20 protein-coding genes are annotated in these 21,063 nt (G+C 51.8%); 14 read left to right on the forward strand and 6 right to left on the reverse strand.

From position 1 onward, the window contains the following. Positions 1–144: 144 nt before the first annotated feature. Together HJG54_RS00505 and tilS are read left to right on the forward strand one after the other, a co-directional pair. Positions 145–606 (forward strand): KGK domain-containing protein, encoded by a 462-nt coding sequence (locus HJG54_RS00505; protein WP_316432738.1) that lies wholly within the window; start codon positions 145–147, stop codon positions 604–606. Positions 607–636: 30 nt separating this feature from the next. Next, positions 637–1,650, forward strand: a complete 1,014-nt coding sequence (gene tilS, locus HJG54_RS00510) for a tRNA lysidine(34) synthetase TilS (RefSeq protein ID WP_316432739.1) — start codon at positions 637–639, stop codon at positions 1,648–1,650. Here tilS and hmpF read toward each other — a convergent pair. Beyond that, on the reverse strand, positions 1,647–3,386 hold the full coding sequence (hmpF, locus tag HJG54_RS00515; protein WP_316432740.1) for a pilus motility taxis protein HmpF: 1,740 nt from the start codon (positions 3,384–3,386) through the stop codon (positions 1,647–1,649). The genes tilS and hmpF overlap by 4 nt on opposite strands. Before the next feature lie 1,044 nt (positions 3,387–4,430). Between hmpF and HJG54_RS00520 the strand changes: the two genes are divergently transcribed. The 5 genes from HJG54_RS00520 (at position 4,431) to HJG54_RS00540 (ending at position 10,803) form a co-directional block, all read left to right on the forward strand. Next, entirely contained in the window at positions 4,431–5,732 is a 1,302-nt protein-coding gene (locus tag HJG54_RS00520; protein WP_316432741.1) for a response regulator, read from the forward strand. Positions 5,733–5,912: 180 nt separating this feature from the next. Next, complete coding sequence (locus HJG54_RS00525; RefSeq protein WP_036000701.1) at positions 5,913–6,278, forward strand: response regulator transcription factor; 366 nt, start codon at positions 5,913–5,915, stop codon at positions 6,276–6,278. 121 nt (positions 6,279–6,399) lie between these two features. After that, positions 6,400–6,927: a chemotaxis protein CheW gene (locus HJG54_RS00530; RefSeq protein ID WP_036000703.1), complete on the forward strand. Its 528-nt coding sequence runs from the start codon at positions 6,400–6,402 to the stop codon at positions 6,925–6,927. Positions 6,928–6,973: 46 nt separating this feature from the next. Then, positions 6,974–9,973: a methyl-accepting chemotaxis protein gene (locus tag HJG54_RS00535; protein WP_316432742.1), complete on the forward strand. Its 3,000-nt coding sequence runs from the start codon at positions 6,974–6,976 to the stop codon at positions 9,971–9,973. 44 nt (positions 9,974–10,017) lie between these two features. Beyond that, a complete protein-coding gene (locus HJG54_RS00540; RefSeq protein ID WP_316432744.1) occupies positions 10,018–10,803 on the forward strand; it encodes a TrmH family RNA methyltransferase in 786 nt (261 codons plus the stop codon). Positions 10,804–10,828: 25 nt separating this feature from the next. On the opposite strand, the gene HJG54_RS00545 is transcribed toward HJG54_RS00540, so the two are convergent. Then, positions 10,829–12,082 (reverse strand): FIST N-terminal domain-containing protein, encoded by a 1,254-nt coding sequence (locus HJG54_RS00545; RefSeq protein ID WP_316432745.1) that lies wholly within the window; start codon positions 12,080–12,082, stop codon positions 10,829–10,831. Between the two features lie 603 nt (positions 12,083–12,685). On the opposite strand from HJG54_RS00545, the gene HJG54_RS00550 reads away from it, so the two are divergent. Together HJG54_RS00550 and tsaE are read left to right on the forward strand one after the other, a co-directional pair. Beyond that, entirely contained in the window at positions 12,686–12,913 is a 228-nt protein-coding gene (locus tag HJG54_RS00550; RefSeq protein ID WP_036000717.1) for a Calvin cycle protein CP12, read from the forward strand. 235 nt (positions 12,914–13,148) lie between these two features. Continuing rightward, positions 13,149–13,646 carry a tRNA (adenosine(37)-N6)-threonylcarbamoyltransferase complex ATPase subunit type 1 TsaE gene (gene tsaE, locus HJG54_RS00555; RefSeq protein ID WP_316432746.1) on the forward strand — a complete coding sequence of 166 codons (498 nt, stop codon included), beginning with the start codon at positions 13,149–13,151 and terminating at the stop codon, positions 13,644–13,646. On the opposite strand, the gene HJG54_RS00560 is transcribed toward tsaE, so the two are convergent. The 3 genes from HJG54_RS00560 to HJG54_RS00570 all read right to left on the reverse strand — a co-directional run bounded on the left by HJG54_RS00560 (position 13,643) and on the right by HJG54_RS00570 (position 15,565). Further along, a complete protein-coding gene (locus HJG54_RS00560; RefSeq protein WP_316432747.1) occupies positions 13,643–14,044 on the reverse strand; it encodes an ExbD/TolR family protein in 402 nt (133 codons plus the stop codon). The genes tsaE and HJG54_RS00560 overlap by 4 nt on opposite strands. After that, positions 14,028–14,675: a MotA/TolQ/ExbB proton channel family protein gene (locus HJG54_RS00565; protein ID WP_036000723.1), complete on the reverse strand. Its 648-nt coding sequence runs from the start codon at positions 14,673–14,675 to the stop codon at positions 14,028–14,030. Before HJG54_RS00565 ends, HJG54_RS00560 begins: the two co-directional genes overlap by 17 nt. Before the next feature lie 89 nt (positions 14,676–14,764). Next, entirely contained in the window at positions 14,765–15,565 is an 801-nt protein-coding gene (locus HJG54_RS00570) for a DUF2993 domain-containing protein (protein ID WP_316432748.1), read from the reverse strand. A 362-nt stretch (positions 15,566–15,927) separates the two neighbouring features. On the opposite strand from HJG54_RS00570, the gene HJG54_RS00575 reads away from it, so the two are divergent. The 4 genes from HJG54_RS00575 (at position 15,928) to HJG54_RS00590 (ending at position 19,310) form a co-directional block, all read left to right on the forward strand. Then, on the forward strand, positions 15,928–16,854 hold the full coding sequence (locus tag HJG54_RS00575) for an NAD(+) kinase (protein WP_420717304.1): 927 nt from the start codon (positions 15,928–15,930) through the stop codon (positions 16,852–16,854). Between the two features lie 132 nt (positions 16,855–16,986). Beyond that, positions 16,987–17,682: a response regulator transcription factor NblR gene (nblR, locus tag HJG54_RS00580; protein WP_316432749.1), complete on the forward strand. Its 696-nt coding sequence runs from the start codon at positions 16,987–16,989 to the stop codon at positions 17,680–17,682. Positions 17,683–17,692: 10 nt separating this feature from the next. Continuing rightward, the gene (locus tag HJG54_RS00585; RefSeq protein WP_316432751.1) at positions 17,693–18,628 is read left to right on the forward strand and encodes an amino acid ABC transporter substrate-binding protein; all 936 of its coding nucleotides are present in this window, start codon (positions 17,693–17,695) and stop codon (positions 18,626–18,628) included. Between the two features lie 130 nt (positions 18,629–18,758). Continuing rightward, positions 18,759–19,310, forward strand: a complete 552-nt coding sequence (locus tag HJG54_RS00590; protein WP_316432753.1) for a DUF192 domain-containing protein — start codon at positions 18,759–18,761, stop codon at positions 19,308–19,310. 47 nt (positions 19,311–19,357) lie between these two features. Here the strand turns inward: HJG54_RS00590 and HJG54_RS00595 are convergent, their stop codons facing one another. Further along, on the reverse strand, positions 19,358–20,149 hold the full coding sequence (locus HJG54_RS00595; protein ID WP_316432754.1) for a Crp/Fnr family transcriptional regulator: 792 nt from the start codon (positions 20,147–20,149) through the stop codon (positions 19,358–19,360). A 379-nt stretch (positions 20,150–20,528) separates the two neighbouring features. Between HJG54_RS00595 and HJG54_RS00600 the strand changes: the two genes are divergently transcribed. After that, complete coding sequence (locus HJG54_RS00600) at positions 20,529–21,062, forward strand: cysteine dioxygenase (RefSeq protein ID WP_316432755.1); 534 nt, start codon at positions 20,529–20,531, stop codon at positions 21,060–21,062. Position 21,063 lies beyond the last annotated feature (1 nt).

The raw sequence follows: 21,063 nt of genomic DNA on the forward strand, positions 1-21,063 counted from the left end.
TCAGGCCAGTCAAGATGGCAGCAGCGCTTGATTTTTGCGATAGATTGCACCCTTAAAGCAGTATCAGCTAATCTTGGCAGCGCAATTGCCATAACTGGTTTAGCGTTTAAAGTTCAATCTAAATTTACATTTGGGAAAATACACATGGACAACGAATACGGACTGCTCGGTGATGATGAAGTCCTGTTTGTGCGCTCAGGACGGATTATTGTGTCTAATCCGACGTTCAAGGTGAGCGAATTTCTTGATGCTCTGGCCCAGCTGATCAGTGAGCAAGAAGGCGAGTGGTCAGATGAGCGAGAGGGTTGGTTCACCGATCGTGGCCAGACTTGTGAAGTGCTGCGCTTGGGTAATCAGGGCTGGCAGCGGGGCAGAGTACGGATTCGGCTAGAGTTTTGTCCGGATCGCCCACCCAAGTTGCTGCGCGAAAGTTCTGATCTGCGGTCAGAAAAATCAACCAGAGATAGCGAATACCGTGATGATCTGTTCCGTGATGATGTCTATACGCCTCGTCGCAGCCGGGAAACGCCTTTTCCTGCCGATGAATCCTACCGCTGGCCGGGAGGCAGCAATGAGATCTATCCCGAAATCGACGAAGATTACTAAGTAACTAATCGCTCACCCCATCTCTCTAACATGGCTGCACAGGCGGATTGGACGCCGTTTCATGCTCGCATTCATCGAATGCTGAGGCAGCGTCAGTTGCTTCCCCCACAGAGTTGGCTGCTTGTAGCAGTGTCGGGTGGGCAAGATTCGCTCTGTTTGTTAAAGCTGCTGTTGGATTTGCAACCCAAATGGCATTGGTCTGTAGCCGTTGCCCATTGCAATCATCGCTGGCGACCTGATGCCGATGCTAATGCTGAATACATCAGGCAGTTAGCTACCGCTTGGCAATTTCCCTTTTACGGTACGGTAGCACCTGAGCCGTGCCCAACCGAGGCTGCCGCTAGAGAATGGCGCTATCAAGTGCTGACCGAGATTGCGAGTGAACAAAACTACGGCTATGTTGTCACTGGCCATACCGCTAGCGACCGCACCGAAACCTTGCTTTACAACCTGATGCGCGGCAGCGGTGCCGATGGCCTGCAGGCTTTGGCATGGCAGCGCCCTTTGGCTTCCAAAGTTCAACTGGTGCGTCCGCTGCTGGAAATAACCCGGGCCGAAACCGCCGCCTTCTGTCAGCAAAACCTGCTGCAGATTTGGGAAGACAGCACCAACCACGATCTCAAGTTTGCCCGCAACCGGATTCGGCATGAGCTGATTCCCTATTTGCAAACCCATTTCAATCCTCGAATTGAATCAACCTTAGCCCAAACGGCTGAACTACTGCGCTCGGATGTGGAATATTTGGAAATGGCTGCGGAGCAGCTATGGCAACAGGTTGTTATCGTCGAATCCAATCAAGTGATCCGGCTGAATCGAACTCTGCTGCGGGATGCACCACTGGCGCTGCAGCGTCGTGTGATTCGGCTGGGGTTAAAACACATTCTGTCCACGGCTTCCAGCTTTGAGCAAATTGAAAAACTGGCTGCTCTTTTATCTGCCCCGAACCGCAGCCAAACCGATCCGTTTCCCGGTGGAGCGATCGCTTGGGTTCAAGGAGATTGGATTTGGCTAGGCAGCAAAGAAGCGGCATCAACCCACAGCTAAGAAGCGGCTAATTCAGGTGTGGGATTGGCAGTTAGGCGCTGCAAGGTGTCTCGGATCCCAACAACGGCTTGCTGTTGAGCGGTGCTGGATTCCTGGAATTGGCTGAGGTTGGCAACGGCAGTTTCGGCTTGCTGTTTGAACTGGTTTAAGTCATCCTGCACGGGCTGCAACATGGTTTGATAGGTGTTGACCTTACCCCAGATTTCGGCCACCGTTCCAATTTGACTGCGGAGCTGCTGCTCGACTTGGCGCAGTTCATCCCAATTCGCGGCTTGGGTTACTCCTTGCTGAGCCACCACCTCCTGACTCGATTGAATGGTTGCCTGCAATTGCTGAATTTCCTGCTGAGCGATCTGAAGCTGTTGGGTCAACTGCTGCCGCATCTGATCGATTTTCACCAGGATCGGGTCTAAATCCACCATGCGGGCCTGATCCTCTGGCGGCGGGAAGCCTTGCCGTTTCGCCAATACGGTCTGATAGAGTTTCAGCGTCGCCTGCCGCTCCTGTAAATTGCGCCGCTGGCCTACTAGGGTTTCGTTCAGCATTTGGTAGCGATCTTGCTCGTCGGCCAATTCAGTTTCTAGCCGGAGCCGGTCATATTCGCTGGCTTGTTGAATCTGCTGCCGCAACTCGTCAATCTCCTGCTGCTGCAACACCAGTTCTTCTTCCTGACTGCTGACAAAGCGAGACATTTTTTCCAGATCTTTTTCCAACTCCTGCACTGTTGATTGCAGCTCGTCTAAGGACATTTGCTCGATGCTTTGCAGGTTAACCTTTACCGAACCTTCGACCAACTGGACCAAATCCTGATGCAACGAAGTCTGGTTCTCGATTTGAGCGGTCAACCATTCGGCATAGTGCTGCTTGGAACGAAGTTCAGTTTGGCTGGCTTCTAGCTGGCTACGGGTTTGCTCCAAAGCGGCCTGAGCCTGCTGCCATGTTTGCCAGCGGTCCTGTAGGGTTTGGGTTTGCTGGGCTACTTCGGTTTGCAGGTGTTGGGCCGAGGCGCGCTGCTGCTCTAGCTGCTGCCAATGGCCGTTCAGGGTTTCCTGCTGGCGAGCAATCCCCTCGAGCAGGTGGTGGAGCGGCTCTTGAATTGCCTCGACTGGGGTTGTCGTCGCTAGTTGGTCAAGCAAGGACTGCAGGGAACGGGCTTCATCTTCATCCAAAACTGCTTTTTGCTGTAGCTCTGCCTGCCGATCCTCCAGCCGACTAGCTTCTCCTCGCAATTGTGCCCATGCCCCTTCGAGTTCCTGGCTTTTGCGCTCAAACTCTTCGCGCAGTCGGTCTACCTCAGCCTGGGCGGTCTCTATTTCTTGCTGCTGCTTCTCCAAACGTTCAAAATCCGCTTCGAGTTGTTGAAGCTGCTCTTGGGCGGCCTCAATCTCCATTTCGCGCCGGTTTAGCTCCTGGCTTTGATAAGTGAGCGACTGCTTCCACTGCTCAATTTCTTCTTCTTGATTTTTGGCTTTCTCTTGCAAACGGGAAAAATTCTGCAAAATACTAACTAGCTGCCGCCCCGCCTCACTGTGACGCTGTACCTGCTTGGTTGCGGAAAGCTCTACCATTACCAGTGTTCCCGCTCCGTAGTTCATATCGTCAGACGCAGGAATCACCTCTTCGCCAGTCACCGCACTCCAGCTCAGTTCAGCTCGTTGGCAGGCGAGTAGTTTCAGTTCAGCTCGACCACCACCGATAACCCTGGCTTTTCTTAGTACTTCCGCTAGATACAGCACGCTGATAATCCCCTTCTGTGTCTATGCTCAAATCAGGACTGGTGTTCTACCACAGGTTCTACTACAGGCTCTACTACAGTAGTTTCTACTCACAGAGTTGGACGATAAGTGCAAGTTCAGAGAGAAGCGCCTTTCAGAATTTGCCTTCAAAACTTGCCTTAGGTCACTGGCTAGTGCGTCCTCAACAATCTTTAGCCTAATCAACTGTAGCCGACCCAGCTAGCCAAATTCAGTAGATCGAAAATGAATTCGTTTGGATCACCAGACTTGGGTCTGCTCGCGCAGTGTGTGCATAGCACACTCCCCCTCAAGTAAGGGGGACTTCAAATCATTGTTGGTTTGGTTCCCCCTTACTTAAGGGGGCTAGGGGGGATCTCAACATGATTTGCGATCTACTGAAATTAGATTTTTGTCAATCTTACTGCCTTCCTAGAGCTGAGTGTTGGTATTGGCCTCGAACCCAGCTTGCGTGAATAGAGCCAGTTGCCATTTCTAACTTGTTGGCCCGATCGGCAACCCTGGGGGACTATCATCGCTACTTGGGTCACAAGCGTCTGTTTAGGCAGTGCATTTCTAAGATTCCCTAGACTTTTCCGGCAACAACAGGGGTAACGACAGCGAGAAACAACAACAGAGGCGGTTGCTTGGTCGTGCCTGTGGAGAATGGGCAGAGGTTTAGGTAGGCCAGCCTGATATTGTTGCAGATCCTACAGATCCTACGGGGAAAACACCTCGCGTCTACAATTGCCAGTATTCAAAGTTTTGTCCGTAGAAAACAGGAGAGTTATAGTTGTGGGATAGCAAGCAGGTGATCATTCCTCCCTACACAGGCATCCGGACCAAGTCAGGACAAATTTCCACAGATGCTTTTTTCTTAACTCTGCCAACACCTGCCGCTGGTTCAAATCACTAGCCCCCTATCTCTAGATCCTGTTCTCTAGATACTCTCTAGCAACATACTCTCTAGCAACAAATTTTATCGAACAACGACAGCAAGCCGAATTAACCTAAGCTTGAGCTGTGTTCAGGAGAAATGCAGGCTACATGCAGGGAAAACTCAACGAAATTGATATTCGTAGCATTCTACAGCTGATTGAGCTAGGGCAGCGAACGGGGGAGCTGTTTGTAGAAACCCATAGTTCTGCGAGTTTTAGCCCAAATCGTGAACCAGCCATCGGCTATTCTACCCTCTGGGGCCGGAATTCTCGTGGCTCCATGCAGTCCTGGTTTGTCTTTTTCCTGAATGGGCAGATTATTTATGCTGGGGACAGCAGTTCTAGTCTTGCTCGCCTGCGCGATTACCTGCGTCGCTACAAGGTTGACAAAGCGCTAGACCATACAACGGTTTCGGCCATTGCTACGATCAATGCACCGGAATATGGGTATTTCTGGACCCTTCTGGAGAATCATGTGCTGACACCGGAGCAGGGCCGCAGCATTATTCAAAGCATGGTCCAGGAGACGCTGTTTGATTTGCTCAGTCTGCATCAAGGGTCGTTTATTTTCGAGTTGGGTTCGGCTTTAGCTCCCCAATTGACTACGCTGGAGATCGGGCCTTTGATCGCCCAGATCATGAAGCAGGTTCAGGAATGGAAACAGTTTCATCCCCATATTCAATCGCCGGATCAATGCCCTGCGATGGCTGATCCAGAACAGCTGCGCAAATCTTTAAGCGAATCTAGCTTTGAAGCGTTGGGCCGCTGGGTAGACGGCAAAACCTCATTGCGGCAAATGGCTCGCTATTTGAATCGAGATATCGTCACGGTGGCGCGAGCAATTTATCCTCATGTGCGGCAAGGCACTGTACAGTTGCTGGCTCCTGAAGTTTCAGACCCAGGACAATTGCAGACAATCCAAACCGCTGCCGCAGGAGGTAAAGTACCGCGCATTGTTTGTATTGATGATGGAGCAACCGTTCGAGCCACAGTGGAGCAAATTTTGAACCAGCATGGCTATGAAGCCGCCAGCATCAGCAACCCACTCAAGGCTCTCAGCTTAGTGTTCCAGCTCAAACCTGACTTGATCCTGTGCGATATTGCCATGCCCGAACTCGACGGCTACGAAATTTGCGCCATGCTGCGAACCTCCACTGCCTTTCGGGAAACGCCAATCATCATGCTGACTGGGAAAGATGGATTTATTGATCGGGTCAAGGCTCGCATGGTCGGTGCAACGGATTACTTGACCAAACCCTTTGGCGAAGGAGAACTGCTGATGCTGCTGGAGAAATACGTCGGCTTGGGGTATCCAGATCGTCCTACGCCTGACAAATTATTAGCAAAAGCGCTAGCAGATGAGCTAGAAATTGATAGCGAGGGTTCTACCTCGATTTCCTCAGTTCCCTGACCCAATTTGCTTTATCCGGATTATCGTTTCAAACAGTCGCTAATTCAAATTAGAAAGAACTGAAATGCCGCGAGTCAAGTTAACTCAGGGTAAAGAGAACAAGTTTTAATGATAGAAGAGCAGATCCAGAAACTGCATCAACCTTGCCCGTTAATTCTTGCATCGAGCAGGTAGAACTATATGAGTACTGTGTTAGTCGTAGAAGATAGTGTTGCCCAACAAAAAATGATCACCGATCTGCTCAAGGGCAGCGGCTTGAATGTCACCGTGGCCAATGATGGTGTGGATGCCTTAGAAAAAATTCAAGGACATCGCCCGGATCTTGTGGTACTCGATATTGTCATGCCGCGCATGAATGGCTATGAAGTTTGCCGCCGACTCAAAGCCGATCCAAAGACACAGCATGTGCCCATCGTCATGTGTTCTTCAAAAGGCGAAGAGTTCGATCGCTATTGGGGTATGAAACAAGGTGCAGATGCTTACATTGCTAAACCCTTCCAGCCCACTGAACTAATTGGAACTGTAAAGCAACTTTTGCGAGGGTAGTTCAGTAGAATAGTGGCAAAATTTGTTAAACAAAGGGCATAAACTGAATGATACGAAATATTTTGTTGAGGGTAGGTTAAAGGTGGTAGGAAGTCATTTTCAGTAGCGAGTTAGGTCGAGCATGATTGGAAGTCCGGATTTTTTAGCAGGTAGAGGCCAAGACCAAGCTCCAGAGCTTCAGCAGTTAGAAAGCCCAGAAGGCGAACTGCACCTGAGATTCTTTGTGGCTTCCGGCGATGAATTTGCCCTGCCTGCTTCTGGCATCCGCGAAGTGATCTCGGCTCCTCCTGATCGCATCACTCCCATTCCCAACGTCTCCCCCCTACTGCTAGGGACGCTGAATATCCGAGGCCGAGTGATTTGGGTAGCTGATTTGGGCCAGTTTTTGGGTGGAGCTACCTCTCTAAGTACTGATCGAGCAGAGATTTCGGTGATTGCAGTTGAAGATCAAGACATGATGTTGGGGCTGGCCGTTGAGCGAATTGTTGGCATGGACTGGTTAGATATCGATGAAATTCAGATGCCAACTAATGTTCCAGACGGCATGGCCCCGTTTTTGAGAGGAGAATGGTTCGCAAAGGAGAACAACCAGTCGCTCCGTTTACTGGATCAGGTAGCAATTTTGCGGTCGGCACGATGGGCAGCGTAAACATTGAAGCTTAACTTGGGGCACTCGTATGGGCAGAAAAAGGGAAATGGGATCAACGACTAAGTTTGCAGACGAGTACAAGCAAGCTGAAAGAGCGTATATGCTTGGCAGCTACGAGGAAGCTGCAACTATTATTGACCGGCTGTCAGAAAACCATCCAACTGATCCAAATGTCTGCCTGCTCAAAGGCCACATCTACGGCTATGGTCTGCAGCGCTTCGATGTTGCCAAAGAGCAGTACCAGTCGGTCCTCAGCCTGACCACGGATGCCGAATACGTCAACTATGCCAACAAGGGCTTGGCTGATGCGGACGAGTTCTTGAATGCAGAACCGGCTGAAGCCGGAGCCGCCAATAGTGATGTCAATAGTGATGTCAATAGTGATGCCAATGATGATGCCTTTGCCCTAAACGAATTTGCTGATCAAGATGAGGTGAATCAATTCGATGAGCAATTCGATCATCAATTTGAAAACCAGTTCGGCAGTCAATTTGACCAATTTGACGATCAATTTGATCCTGAGCAACTTGATGCTTTCGGGGAGTCAGCCGTTGCTCCGAATGAGTTAGCCCTAGAAGCCGACGAGCTAGATCAAAATCCCTTTGCTCAGCCCCAATATCAAAACCAATTCGACCAAACCGAACTTGAGGAGGGTCCGTTTACCGATCCAGCGTTTGATCCTGCTTTTGGCGATGATCCGGCCTTTGCCGACTCGTCGTTTACTGACATCGATGCTGATTTCGTCAGCACAGTGGACTCGCAAGCGGCTCCATTCGCTGAGCCTCAGGCTGGAAACGAGTGGCAGAATACGGTTAGCTCCGTGAATCAGTTGGGAGACGATTTCGACTTTGCTGACCTGAGTCTAGATAGCACTGAAGCGTTGGAAGACTTGGGGCTAGATTCGGGCAATCCTTTTGCTCCACCCCAAGCTTTTGACTCGGCAGAGCAATCTGGTTCTGAATTCGACAATCCATTTGCGCTTGGTACTGCCTCTGATCCGATGGCTGATTTGGATCCGTTGGACCAACTCGATCCGCTAGACGAAGCCTTTACCGCACCGCCATCCTACGAAACCAATTACGACGCAGACTACAACACAGACTACAACGCGACTCAAACACCGCCGCAGGATTTCAATCTCGCCTCAGAAGACGAAACGCTGTTTATGGGGCTAGACGATCAAACCCCGAGCCAGTCCTTTACCGACACCTCATCCGGCTATGCCGCAAATTTTTACAGCGACGATGACGAGCATACCTTTGTCGCCAACAGCAGCTACGGTCTGGATGGCACCGATGCTCAAGATTTCTCAACCAGCGAGGAGCCGTCTCTAGAAGACAGCCCCACCAGCCGCCGTAGCAATGTTGACTTTCTCGATGAGTTCGACGAGTTCGATGACCTGGGTAGCCTGCCTGATTTCGACCTGTCCGACAATTCGGTAGACTTTACCAGTCCGTCGATTGGCTCCAGCATTAGTTCGACTTCCTCGGTCTCAACTACTTCTAGCTTTGACTTTAGCGATGCCGATCAGTCGATCATCCGCGAAGACGATGCCTTTCCATTAGCTGGCGGCGGCGAGCCGTTGCCCACCTTCACCCAGGTTGACAGTCGGGGACTAGAACCAGATGTTACCGTCGAGCAGGGCTGGACCGCTCCACTAGAGAATGCGCCCCTCTCCACCAAAAAATGGATTGTAGGCGGTGTTACTGGCACCGTTTCGATGCTGGCTGTGGCGGCAATTAGCATGTTGACGGCGAGTAATGTACCTCCCATGAATCGTCTGGCTATGAGTGCGACGGCGGGCATTGCCAGCTTCGGTTCAGCGCTGGCTTTAACCGGAATCGCGACTCGGCAGGCCAAACGCACCGCAACGGATTTGCAGGCTCAGTTTGATGCGGTCTCGCAAGGTAATCTGAATGCACGAGCCACTGTCTATTCCGAAGATGAGTTTGGCCGACTTGCCACAGGCTTCAACCAAATGGCGCGGGTAATTTTGACGACCACGAGCGAAGCCCAGCGCAAGGCCGAAGAGCAGGAACAGGCCAAGGAAGATTTGCAGCGGCAGGTGATTCGCTTGCTCGATGATGTGGAAGGTGCCGCCCGTGGTGATCTGACCGTGCAGGCCGAAGTGACGGCAGATGTGCTGGGTGCCGTGGCAGACTCCTTCAACCTCACAATTCAAAACCTGCGCGAGATTGTGCAGCAAGTGAAGCTGGCTGCTCGCCAAGTGACTAAGAGCGCCACAGAGAATGAAATTTTCGCCCGTTCACTCTCTTCGGATGCTTTGCGTCAGGCTGAAGAGTTGGCTGTGAGTTTGAACTCGGTTCAGGTGATGACCGACTCGATCCAGCGGGTAGCCGAAAGTGCGCGAGAAGCGGAAGAAGTGGCTCGCTCCGCGTCCGCAACGGCCTTGAAGGGCGGTGAAGCTGTAGAACGCACGGTATCGGGAATTCTGGAAATCCGCGAAACTGTGGCCGAGACGACTCGCAAGGTGAAGCGCTTGGCCGAATCCTCGCAGGAGATTTCTAAGATTGTCGCCTTGATTTCCCAAATTGCCTCCCGGACTAATCTGTTAGCCTTGAACGCCAGTATTGAAGCCGCGAGAGCTGGAGAAGCCGGACGCGGTTTTGCGATTGTGGCCGATGAGGTGCGCCAGTTGGCTGACCGGGCTGCAAAAGCATCGAAGGAAATTGAGCAAATTGTGTTACAGATCCAGAGCGAAACTAGCTCGGTGATGACGGCGATGGAAGAAGGCACTCAGCAGGTAATCGAAGGAACGCGCCTAGCTGAGCAAGCCAAACGTTCGCTAGAAGACATTATTCAGGTCTCGAATCGTATCGATGTGCTGGTGCGGTCAATTACGGCGGACACAATCGAGCAGACCGAAACTTCGCGGACAGTAGCCCAAGTGATGCAATCGGTTGAGCTGACGGCGCAAGAAACCTCTCAAGAGGCGCAGCGAGTATCTGCTTCCCTCCAGAACCAGGTAGGAGTTGCTCGCGATCTGCTGTCTTCGGTGGAACGGTTCCGCGTCGAGAAAGTTTAGTGAAGTTTAGTGAGAAAGTCTAGGTAGGCAAACGTGCAGACAGCATGCTAACCAGCCTGCAGAATCCCTTAGTGAAAAAGCTACGCAAGCTGCATCGGGCTAAAGAGCGACGCGAGCAAGCTTTGTTTCTGTTAGAAGGCACCCATTTGCTGCAAGAAGCCTGTGCCGTTGCCTATCCCCTAGAGACAGTGTGTTGTACCCCGGACTGGCAAGCGGCCCATCCATTGCTTTGGCAGCAGGTGAGTCAACAGGCCCAGCGCGTCGAACTGGTGAGTCCAGAGGTGTTGCAGGCCATTGCTACAACTGTCAATCCAGATGGTGTCGTTGCAACTGCCCGACGAGTTGAGCAATCGTTGAATCACCAGTCACTCCAGCTCGGTGTTGCCTTAGAAACGCTGCAAGATCCGGGCAATCTAGGGACAGTGATTCGCACCAGCGCGGCGGTAGGGGCCGATGGGCTATGGCTGAGCTACGACAGCGTTGACCTCGACCATCCGAAAGTGTTGCGAGCTTCGGCAGGACAGTGGTTTCGCCTGCCTATGCGTGTGAGTCCCGACCTAGCTACCGATCTCCACCAACTACAGGCCGAAGGCATTCAATTGGTAGCGACCTTGCCCACCGCATCACATACCTACTGGCAGGTTGATTTTACCCGTCCTACCGTAGTGCTGCTTGGCAACGAAGGAGCCGGACTCTCACCTCAGCTCACCGAGATTGCCGACATCGTCGTCAAAATTCCCCTGGCTGCAGGGGTGGAGTCCTTAAACGTTGGTATAGCCGCTGCCCTCATTCTCTACGAAGCCCGCCGACAGCGAAACAGTGGTTTTTGAGTGTTGAAGACGCTCAAACTTTGCTTTACTCTGCTGGCCGACAGATGCCGAACACAGAGGTGTAGCCGTGTAGAAATGTTGTACCGCCAACTGGACCAATTTCGCCATTACAGAAAAAGCCGCTAAGGGGAATCTGACCGACATGCTGTGTGAACAATTGGGAATCAAAGTTAGGCTCCTCGTAGAGACTCTCGCCCCGCCCCATGCAGGAAAAAAGCAATGCTCCAACCGGAGAAGTCGTGCTAGTGCAATGAATTCGATAGCGGGCTAACAGCGTACTGAGATCGTCTGCCGAAGCGGTTGCATCGCGTAAATGAAACTGGATCCGCTGACCAGGACGAATCCGATCACCCACCGCAATTGCTCCGGTTCTCGGATCAACTCCCAGCAAGTTGCGAATCAGAAAATCACCTTGTTCAAGCTGCTGTTTAAAGGCACTCTGCGCCACGCCAATAAATAATGAATGTTGGGCCAGGGCACGATCGGCAGGGTCGAGATCTTGAAATAGCGCTTGTAGGATTTCTAGAGGTGTACGGGTGAGGCCACAAGCGGTATCGTCACTCACCTGTTCTTCAAGCTGAGTCAAGATATTGCGCTCTGCTGCGGCTACTCGGTACGGCTGCCCAATTGGACGGCACCCCTGGGCCACAATCGTATCCAGCACAATGTTGCCACTCAAGGCGACCCCCACAATTCCGTCTTGGTAATGAGCGTGATTACAAAACAAACCACTGCTGCCCGACAGTGAATTCACACTTGCCAAGCCACCTACCTTCACAGAACCCGGATAGGCAAAGTCTAACCCTTGCAGCAATTCTGAAACGCCTGCAGAGGTGGGAGACGCCAACAGCACAAACTGCGGCTGCTCTTGAGCCGGTACGCCAATCACCTCAATCCAAGCTTCGGGAGGGCTATCGAGATCGGGTAAATCTTCAGTCGTAAGGTGGAAGGGATGCACCTTCACATCGGGCAGCTGAGCCAGCGTGAGGCTGAGGGCTGCTTTGCCTTCGATTTCCTGAGCCTGACCCGTTGCATCAATGCCAATTACACCGCCACCGCTACAGCCAATCCAAGCAGGAACCGATAACATCTCTTGCAAGAGCGGCATCAGGCGGGGATATTCACTGGCAAAGGCGGATGAAATAAACACCAAGGCCAGATCGGGCGTTTGGATTTTCTGTTGGGCCTGAGCCACCACATCCTTCACGGCTGCTTCTAACGAAGCACGGGTCGAGAGGGCACTAACCCACCGCATGGATTGCAACATCGGTTCTGCCATTTGTTCTCCCTCCGTAGATTTTTAGGCAAGGGCTAGGTTCTATCGGATCCCTACGCCGATCATCGCATCAATTACTCGAGGTCTAAATACTCGAGGTCCAAAAATCCGAGTGTAAAAATCAAAACTAATGTGACTTAACAGCAACAATAGCTACTTTAAAATTTATTATGAATCCTTACATTCACTTTGTTGCGGTAGATCACTAATTATCACTAAAGGAATAGATTAGGACTATCCGCTCTAGCCTTGAGTGTTCGCTATGGTTCGGCTGGCTAGATCGATGCGCTTCGGGCAATCCATTTAGACAAAGCTGCCTTACTATGGGCGTTTCCAGGTTTCAGTATCGTAGCTCACAAGTCTTCGCCAAATTAAAGGCTAGGATTAGTTTAGACAGTGGTGTAAGCTGCGATTTTCCGGCAGGATGGGCCAATTCTTAAGAAAGCCACTTAATTTTGGCTGATCGAACCTAACCTTAGGCATTACTAAAGTATGGGTGATGTCTAGCAAGACACCCATAAGGGTGATTTGGTTTGAAAGCAGTTTAAGCTATTTTAGAAGCAGACCACCCGGTAAACTTTAAGAATCATTAACAATTGCTAACTCATGAGCAACAATATCCAAGAACAAATTGAAAAAGAACGGCAAGAGGCCCGTGAAGCCTGTGAAGTCAACGGTACTAACTCTCCTGAGTGTGCTGCTGCCTGGGATGCCGTAGAAGAACTTCAGGCTGAAGCATCTCACCAGCGGGAAAAAGAACCCCCAAAAAATGCCTTTCAGCAGTACTGCGATGCTAACCCAGAAGCTGACGAGTGCCGCGTTTACGATAACTAGACGTTTCACTTGAAGGCTTGAAGTTGGTATTCGTTTGACTGGCTACGGGCTTTTTACGATGAAATTACCGATTGGGGCACCTCCGCAGGTGCCTTTTTAGTTTTATGGCTTAGTTTTATGGCATCTGGCCGAGAGCATTTTTCGCTGCTTCAGATGCTGCTTCAGATAGAGAAGTGTGATTCGCGAGTTATCCTAACAACCATCAAACTAATTGCATCAGCTAATTAAACCAACGATGGCAGGACAACAAAATTCAAAACCAGTAGGACAAATTAGGCTTGCAGATGAACCAGCAACGCGACAGTTCGGTTTTGAATTAGGCCAACGGCTCCCGGCGGGGATTGTTCTGCTGCTGAATGGCGATTTGGGCAGCGGCAAGACTACCCTGGTGCAGGGGTTGGGACAGGGCTTAGGTATTGCTGAACCGATTGTCAGCCCCACCTTTACGCTGATTAGTGAATACCCGGAAGGTCGAGTACCGCTGTATCACCTGGATCTGTATCGCCTTCAATCAGAAGAAGTGGATGAGCTGTATGTCGAAGCCTATTGGAGCGGCAGTGAGTATCCCCTGGGAATTGTGGCCATCGAGTGGGCAGAAAGGCTGCTGCATCGTCCGAGTGAGTATTTGCAGATAGATTTCACAATTCTCGATGCTGGCAGATTGGCGCAGTTTCAGGCGGTAGGAGCCTTCCATCAGCAGATTCTCCAGCAGCTTGAAAAGCTTGGCTGCTAAGGACGTTGAGTCGCAATAGCGAGTCGCACGCCTTTGATCCCCCGCAGCCGATCCATAACGGCAATCACCTGGCCGTGACTCACTGCTTCATCAGCATTGATCACCACAATGGGCTGCTGTTCGGTGAGGGCACGGGACTGCACTTCAGCAATGAGGCCATCTAGCTGGATGGGCTGGCGATTCAGCGCTAGTTTGCCGCTCTGATCGATCGTGACCACGAGTTGGTTGCTGGCTTGTTTTTCGGAACGGCTCGCCTCTGGTAAGTTTACCGGCAATCCCTCAGAACGGGTGAGGAACAGGGTAGACATGATAAAGAAGGTCAAAATCGCGAAGATCACATCGATCATCGGCACGATGTTGATTTGAAACGGCGGTTCTGGCTCATTGGGGAGACGCATAGGAAGCTCCTCGCTCGTGGTGACGACGGTAAATTAATTCCAACTGGCCGCCATACTCCTGAATTAGCGCCATTTGCCGCAAATACAGACCCCGAAACATGTTGGCAAACAGCAGCGTAAAAATAGACACTACCAATCCGGTTGCGGTAGAAACCAGCGCCTCGCTAATTCCAGCCGAGACGTTGGTTGTAGAGGTGCCGCCCAAGTCGCCAATCCGCAGCGAAGAAAACGAATTAATCAAGCCCAGAATGGTACCCAATAGCCCCAACAGTGGCGCGACGCTAATCACCGTTTCAAACACGGTATTAAATCGCTTTAGCAGAGGAATTTCGGCCTGAGCTGCACTTTCCAGGGCCAGACGGAATTCTTCGGGGGTTGCCTGTTCGAGTTCCAAAGCTGCTAGAAAAATCCGAGCCATTGGAAAATGAATATTTTTTTCTAGCTTGTGCAGAGCCGCTGCCGCATTGCGACGATACAGCAGCAGCACCTCGCGCACCACTCGCTCTTGACGACGCACCACCTGAAACCAGAAAACAATTCGCTCTAGAATCAGCGCCATTGCCAGAATGGATAGCCCCAGCAGGGGCCACATCACCACCCCACCCAGAGCAAACAGATTACCAATTGGCATGGATCTCCTCGATTACTGTGAGATTAATGTGATCAGCTCGCAATTAGCTATCAGCATACCGCTATCGGAGATCTTGGGGATCAGAGGGATCAGGCACTGCCTTTGGGAAAATGATCAATCTGGGCGTAGCCACTAAACAGAAGCTGCTTGTCGTGGGTTTCCAAGCGATTTAAGCGCATGGTTACGCCATCCAGGTCGAAACGGTCCAGATCGACCATCTCATTCAGCACCTGCACAAAAGCCATGGTCAACGGTTCAGAAATGCCGCGCAGGGCTGTATCGGAAATGGCTTCAGCCTCGAATTGGGGATTGGCAAACACAATCCGCCGCCGCTTTTCGATTTCCAGGGTAGCCGCCAGATGAATCGGCACATCGCTTCGGTTGGGTAGATCGGTTTTGGCCGCGATCGTAACGCGATTTTCGGGCAGGAGGGTGATCTGGACATCGCGGAAGGAAACGGGTTCGCCGCCGGAGAGATTGGTTAAGGGTGGTAGATCCAGCATTTGCAGGCGCTTTTGTACCAGTTCGGCCTGAAAAGCGCGGTTGATGGCATCTTCCACCAAAATAATCTGGGCTACCGCCTGCGTTGGCTGCTTGAGGCGGAGTTGTCCTCGCACTAGAGTGCTGAAATCAATCGCCACCGCATCGGTTTCAAACGACATTTCGGCTACTTCAAACTGGCGGCGAATCACAAGTTGCCGTCCGGTCATTTTGAAACTGTCAATGCTGCCCTGCATCAGCTTGCTGGAGGGATAGCAGCGGACCACCACATCCACAAATTCGCTGCTTGTGAACAAGTGCCGAATGGATTGGGTAGCAACTGCATTCAGCATCCGCTCGCCGAAATCAGTGCTGGAGTTGCTCTTTGACCCTGTAAAACCGCTAAACATGATGCTTTTTGGGGGGAAACGATCCGTACCGTGAACCTAAATTGAGCAGACTTCAGCCGCTGGATCAGCGCAATTTAGTTTGGTTGATTTTCTTGCTAATCCTGTCTCTGTTTGTAACAAAATATTAAGACATCGACAAATTAGATTGGGTTCAAATAACTTAACTGTTTTTGATGGTGATTCTAAGAAAAACTTTGGCTTTGGCGTTTAAGGCCAAAGGGCGGCTTGATAGAAGCAAGGCCGAAACCGTCGAGAGAATCCCCAAGGATGCTGTTCAAAGCCTGGGCAATCCCCTAATCTAGATAAAAGCGTTGCCGGCAAGGCTGGCTGCTGACCCGTTGATTCTTGGACCTAAGATCTGGATGCTGCGCGTGCCCAAAGCTGGCATTATTTACAACGACATTAAACCTGTCGCCCGTCGAACTGCGGAAGAGATCGCAGATAAGCTCAGGGGCTATGGTTGGGATGTTTGCCTCACCACCGGAGTTGGTGGCATTTTGGGCTACTCTCAGCCCCATCGTCCTATCTGTCATACGCCGATTAGCCAACTGGTGCCGCCCGGATTTGATCGAGATATGGCATTTGGCATCGTCCTGGGTGGTGACGGAACGGTGCTGGCCGCCTTTCGTCAGGTTGCCCCCTGCGGTATCCCTCTCCTAACCGTAAATACTGGCCACATGGGGTTTCTCACCGAAACTTATCTAAACCATCTGCCCCAGGCAATCGAAGCTTTGATGCAGGATAATTACGTTGTCGAAGAGCGGGCAATGCTGACGGTACAGGTCTGGCGCAATGAGGCGCTAGTCTGGGAAGCCCTGTGTTTGAACGAGATGGTGCTGCACCGGGAACCGTTGACTAGCATGTGCCATTTCGAGATTGAGCTGGGTGCCCATACGCCGGTCGATATTGCCGCAGATGGAGTTATTATCTCTACACCAACCGGTTCCACGGCCTATTCCTTGTCGGCTGGAGGGCCGGTGATTGCTCCTGGCGTGCCGGTTTTGCAGTTGGTGCCCATTTGTCCCCATTCGCTGGCGTCGCGGGCGCTGGTGTTTGCCGACACTGAACCAGTGACGATTTTTCCAGCTAACTCCAATCCCTTGGTGATGGTTGTAGATGGCAATGCGGGCTGCGCGATTCTGCCCGATGACCGGGTGCGGGTGCTGCGGTCCCCCTATGCGGCTCGCTTCATTCGGCTGCGGCCCAATGAGTTTTTGCATGTGCTGCGGGAAAAGTTGGGCTGGGGGTTGCCCCATGTTGCCAAGCCCACTTCGGTTGAATTGCCATAGTAAACTATCCCGGTGAACTGTCCAGTGAACTGCCCAGTGAACTACCCCAGATGTTGCCGGCTAATTTGCCAATTAGACCCGACTCAGTGCTAGGCATGCTAGAACTGAGAATTAATATGCGTGAGTATCACCATGAGTATTGCTCCCCTTGATGCTAGTCCGCGCGTGCTGGTGATTGAGACTGATGAGAGCTTAGCCCAGCATGTCAGTACTGATCTGCGCGAATCAGGCTACGAAACGACCGTGGTCTACGATGCCATCGATGGCCTCCGGCAGGCCCAAACCCTACAACCCTCCCTAGTGGTGATTGACCGGATGTTGGCGGGTGAGTCTGGGCTGTCGCTGTGCAGCCACCTGCGAGCTAGCGGTGCCCGCATGCCAGTATTGCTGCTGATGGCACGAGATTCGTTGGATGACCGGGTGGCTTGCCTGCAGGCTGGTGCAGATGATTATTTTCTCAAGCCCTACCGCAGTGAAGACTTTCTCAAACTGGTGCGGCTATATCTGCATTCGGATACCGGCAACGATGAGCAACTGCGGTTTGGCGATCTGGTGCTCGATCTGGCGACGCGGCGAGCGATTCGCAACGAACGCACGATTGATCTGACAATGAAGGAATTTGAGTTGCTGAAATACCTGATGGAGCATCCGCGAGAAGTCTTGACCCGTGAGCAAATTCTGGAGAATGTCTGGGGCTACGACTTCATGGGCGAATCAAATGTGATTGAAGTCTATATTCGCTACCTGCGGCTCAAGATTGAAGATGAAGGCGAAAAGCGTCTGATTCAAACTGTTCGCGGCGTTGGCTATGTGCTGCGCGAAGCTTAGGCTGAGAACGGTGCTCAAAATCTTTTCATGGACCAGCTTAATTCTGATCGGCGGTAGCATCTTTCTTGCCAATGTCCCAGCAGAAGTCCCAGCAGAAGTCCCAGCAGACGCTTCAGTAGCAAGCATCCTGGAAAAGGTAGCTCGAACTGGAAAACTAGTAGCCGGAGTACCCACGGATGCTTTGCCCTTCGCCTATCGGAATCAAGCAGGCGAATGGAGTGGATACTCGGTGGATTTGTTAGAACGCATCCAGGCTCAGTTACGGCAGCAGCTGCGTCGGCCAGTGGAGTTGGAGCTGGTACCAGTCACGAGTGCTAACCGCCTGTCGATGGTGACCGAAGGTACAGTAGATATTGTCTGCGGTACTGTGAGCGCCACACGCAGTCGAGCACTGGATGTAGAATTTTCGCTTGGGTACTTCATCACGGGGACCCAGTTGCTCGTTAATCCGGCTAGCCGCTTAGGAAATCAATTCACCATTGGTGTCATTGCTGCCACCACAAACCAACAGTTTGTCCGCCAACGCTTTCCGATTGCGCTATTTGTCGAGTTTGAGGACCGAGCGGCTGGTTTGGCTGCCCTAGAGCAGGGACGAATCGATGCCCTTGCCAGTGACGGCATTTTGCTAGAAGCGATGCGGCAAACCCTGCCGGAGGCGGAATCGTTTGAAGTTGTCCCCGACCAACCCTATACCGAAGAAGAATATGCTTGTGCCATGCCGCGCAATACGCCCGATTTGCAGCAAGCGGTTGATGAAAGCCTGCTGACCTTTATGCAAGGCGTCCTCAATGGCAATCCGGCCGATTTGCAAGTTTTAGACACCTGGTTTGGCACTGTAGTATCGATCGACCAGCAGCCGTTGCTGGATTATTTTCAACGCCAGATCTACAGGCATAGGCAGTCTGCTCCCGATCCCGAAAGTCCGCCTGCTGGCTCAAGCTTTTGATACGGCTCCTTAAAACCCCCTTAAAACCCTGGGAAACTTTGTCGAGCGCAAACCGGAATGCCTGCTTCTCAGCAACTTAAGCTACAATCCAAAAGCTAAACTTCAAACTGGTCTGGAGCGGGGCTGGAAAATGATGCGTAGAGGCTTTTCTCGTATTCAATCGGTTGGGCTGAGTGTTGGAGCCAGCCTGTTGCTGCTGAGCTGCTCAGTGACTCCAGCAACCCGCGCTGGCAATCCCGCTGCCTCCCCGATTGAACTATCGCAGGACCCCACTGTTCAGGAGGATTTAGCCCAAATGCTGCCCATCTCAGCCGAGGCAGAAATTGCCGGTCAGATCATTCAGCTGGAAGTGGCACGAACGCCTCAGCAGCAGGCTCAGGGCCTGATGTATCGGCCTGCCTTACCGGATGATCGCGGCATGCTGTTTCCACTGGACCCACCCCGAATTGCCAGCTTTTGGATGAAAAATACACCGCAACCGCTGGATATGGTGTTTTTGCTCGACGGTGAGGTGAAGGCCGTAATTGCCAATGTGCCTCCCTGCACGAGTCAGCCCTGTCCCACGTATGGACCCGGCACACGCGTAAATCAGGTGATCGAGCTGCGCGGCGGACGAGCCGCAGAACTTGGTCTGAAGGCAGGCGATCAAATCAAAATTCGGTTTCTGGAGACAGAGCGTTAGAGATAGAGGGCGGTACTTCCCCTCCACCCCTCCACCCCTCCCTACGTCTACTTCAGCGGCCACCAGGATACCTTGTCTCGCGTAGCGCTGTAGGTTTCTTTCAACCCTTCTGGATCGAGCACATGCAAGCTATCTTCTGAGGTATCCTTCGGACGATGGAGTGAAATCAAACCCGCCTGCTGCATCCCCTTCAAGACCTGTTCAACGGTGCGCTGGTTGAGTTGGCAGGTTCGAGCAATGATATCGACCGGCAGATCGAAACAGTAGGTGCCGTCAGCAGCAGGTTGGTTGCCGAGGCTGCGCTCCTGATAGATTAATGCCCGCAGTAAGGACGCAACAGCCTGAGGTGGATAGGTACTGCAATTGAGCAAGTGGTATTCAAATTTCTCCCGCAGTTCAAATAGCTGGTCATAGCGAGATCGGAACAGGTCGCTGGCTTCGTAGAGCGCGCGTACCGTTTCGACCGGAATTTTGACGACATCGGTGGTTTTGTATGCCTCCACCAGGCTAGGAAAGGCATGCCGAATCAACCCGTAGGCAAGCGGTAGATTGCGCATGCCGAAGGAGGCACCTGGGTAGGTAATGGCAATAATCCGGTCCAGCGGCGAACTGCGTGTAATCACTGGGCCACCGCTAATTACCAGGTAGAGAACTTGCAGAGGTTCACTGGCTCGATAGGCGGTGTAGATCGGACGGCTAGAGTAGAGCTTTTCAGTTGCCAAGGGTTGAGCGAGCAGATGATCGGCTAGCCATTCTGGATCGAGGTCACGAAACAGGTAGTGGCGTTGTCGTAGCCAACTCACCAAATCGATTTCAGAAAGTTTAAGGCTCGATGGCATGGTTTCCGGGGTTGAGCGCACAAGGGAAAAGCAATCAGACATCCTGAGTTGGATCGATTTGATCAGAGCCTGTTTTTGTCTATCCAGACTTCACAAAGGCTTCATCAAAACTTTATTACGGCTCGCAAACAAGACTGAATCACGACTTGAGCCAGCCTCACCTTTTCCATTATCAGACAACTCGCTTCAAACAAACCATTTGGTATTGCATCCTACTTGCATTCAAAATGTATTGAAATGCAAAATAGATTCAATTCAGAAACAAATGGCTATTGCACTCTCAGAATCCGGTTGGTCAAGCATTTTGCTAAGTGCTGTTTGGTGTCTGAAACAGCCGCCTGCCGGATTTTGCCTCTCTCAAGCCCTTATCTAATCGCCTATGTACTTACTGAAAACTCGGTTCGCCATCGACGATTTCATCGTGGAAATGATGCGAATTCCAATCGAGCGTCTGCAATTGAGCCAATTGCAAGCGTGGGTATCACAGCTAGCGCTAAAGGACGATTTGTTTCGCCATCATCTTTGCTTTCGGCCTGAGCAGTACCAACGCAGGCTGCTTTGCCGCACGCCTCGGTTTGACATGCTGATTCTGTGTTGGCAGCCCGGGCAGGCGAGTACGATTCACGACCATCAGGACTCGCTGAACGTGACGCGGGTATATCGAGGCCATCTCACGTCGCGCTGCTTTGCGGCTGCCGAGGCAACAAACCGCCCACGGCTGACTCAAGAAGTGCATCTTGGACCCGGTGATCTGGCGGTTGTCGATCGCCATCAAATTCATCAGCTCGCCAACACTGCCAACGAAAACTTGGTGACGCTGCATGTCTATGCCCGCCCTTTGCAGGAGATCACCGTCTACTGCCCCCAATCGGGGATAGCCGAATCAATTTCTGTGCCCTATCCGCTTCAGTAAT

The sequence above is a fragment of the Leptolyngbya sp. NK1-12 genome (assembly GCF_032598965.1).
Classification (GTDB): Bacteria; Cyanobacteriota; Cyanobacteriia; order Elainellales; family Elainellaceae; genus Elainella.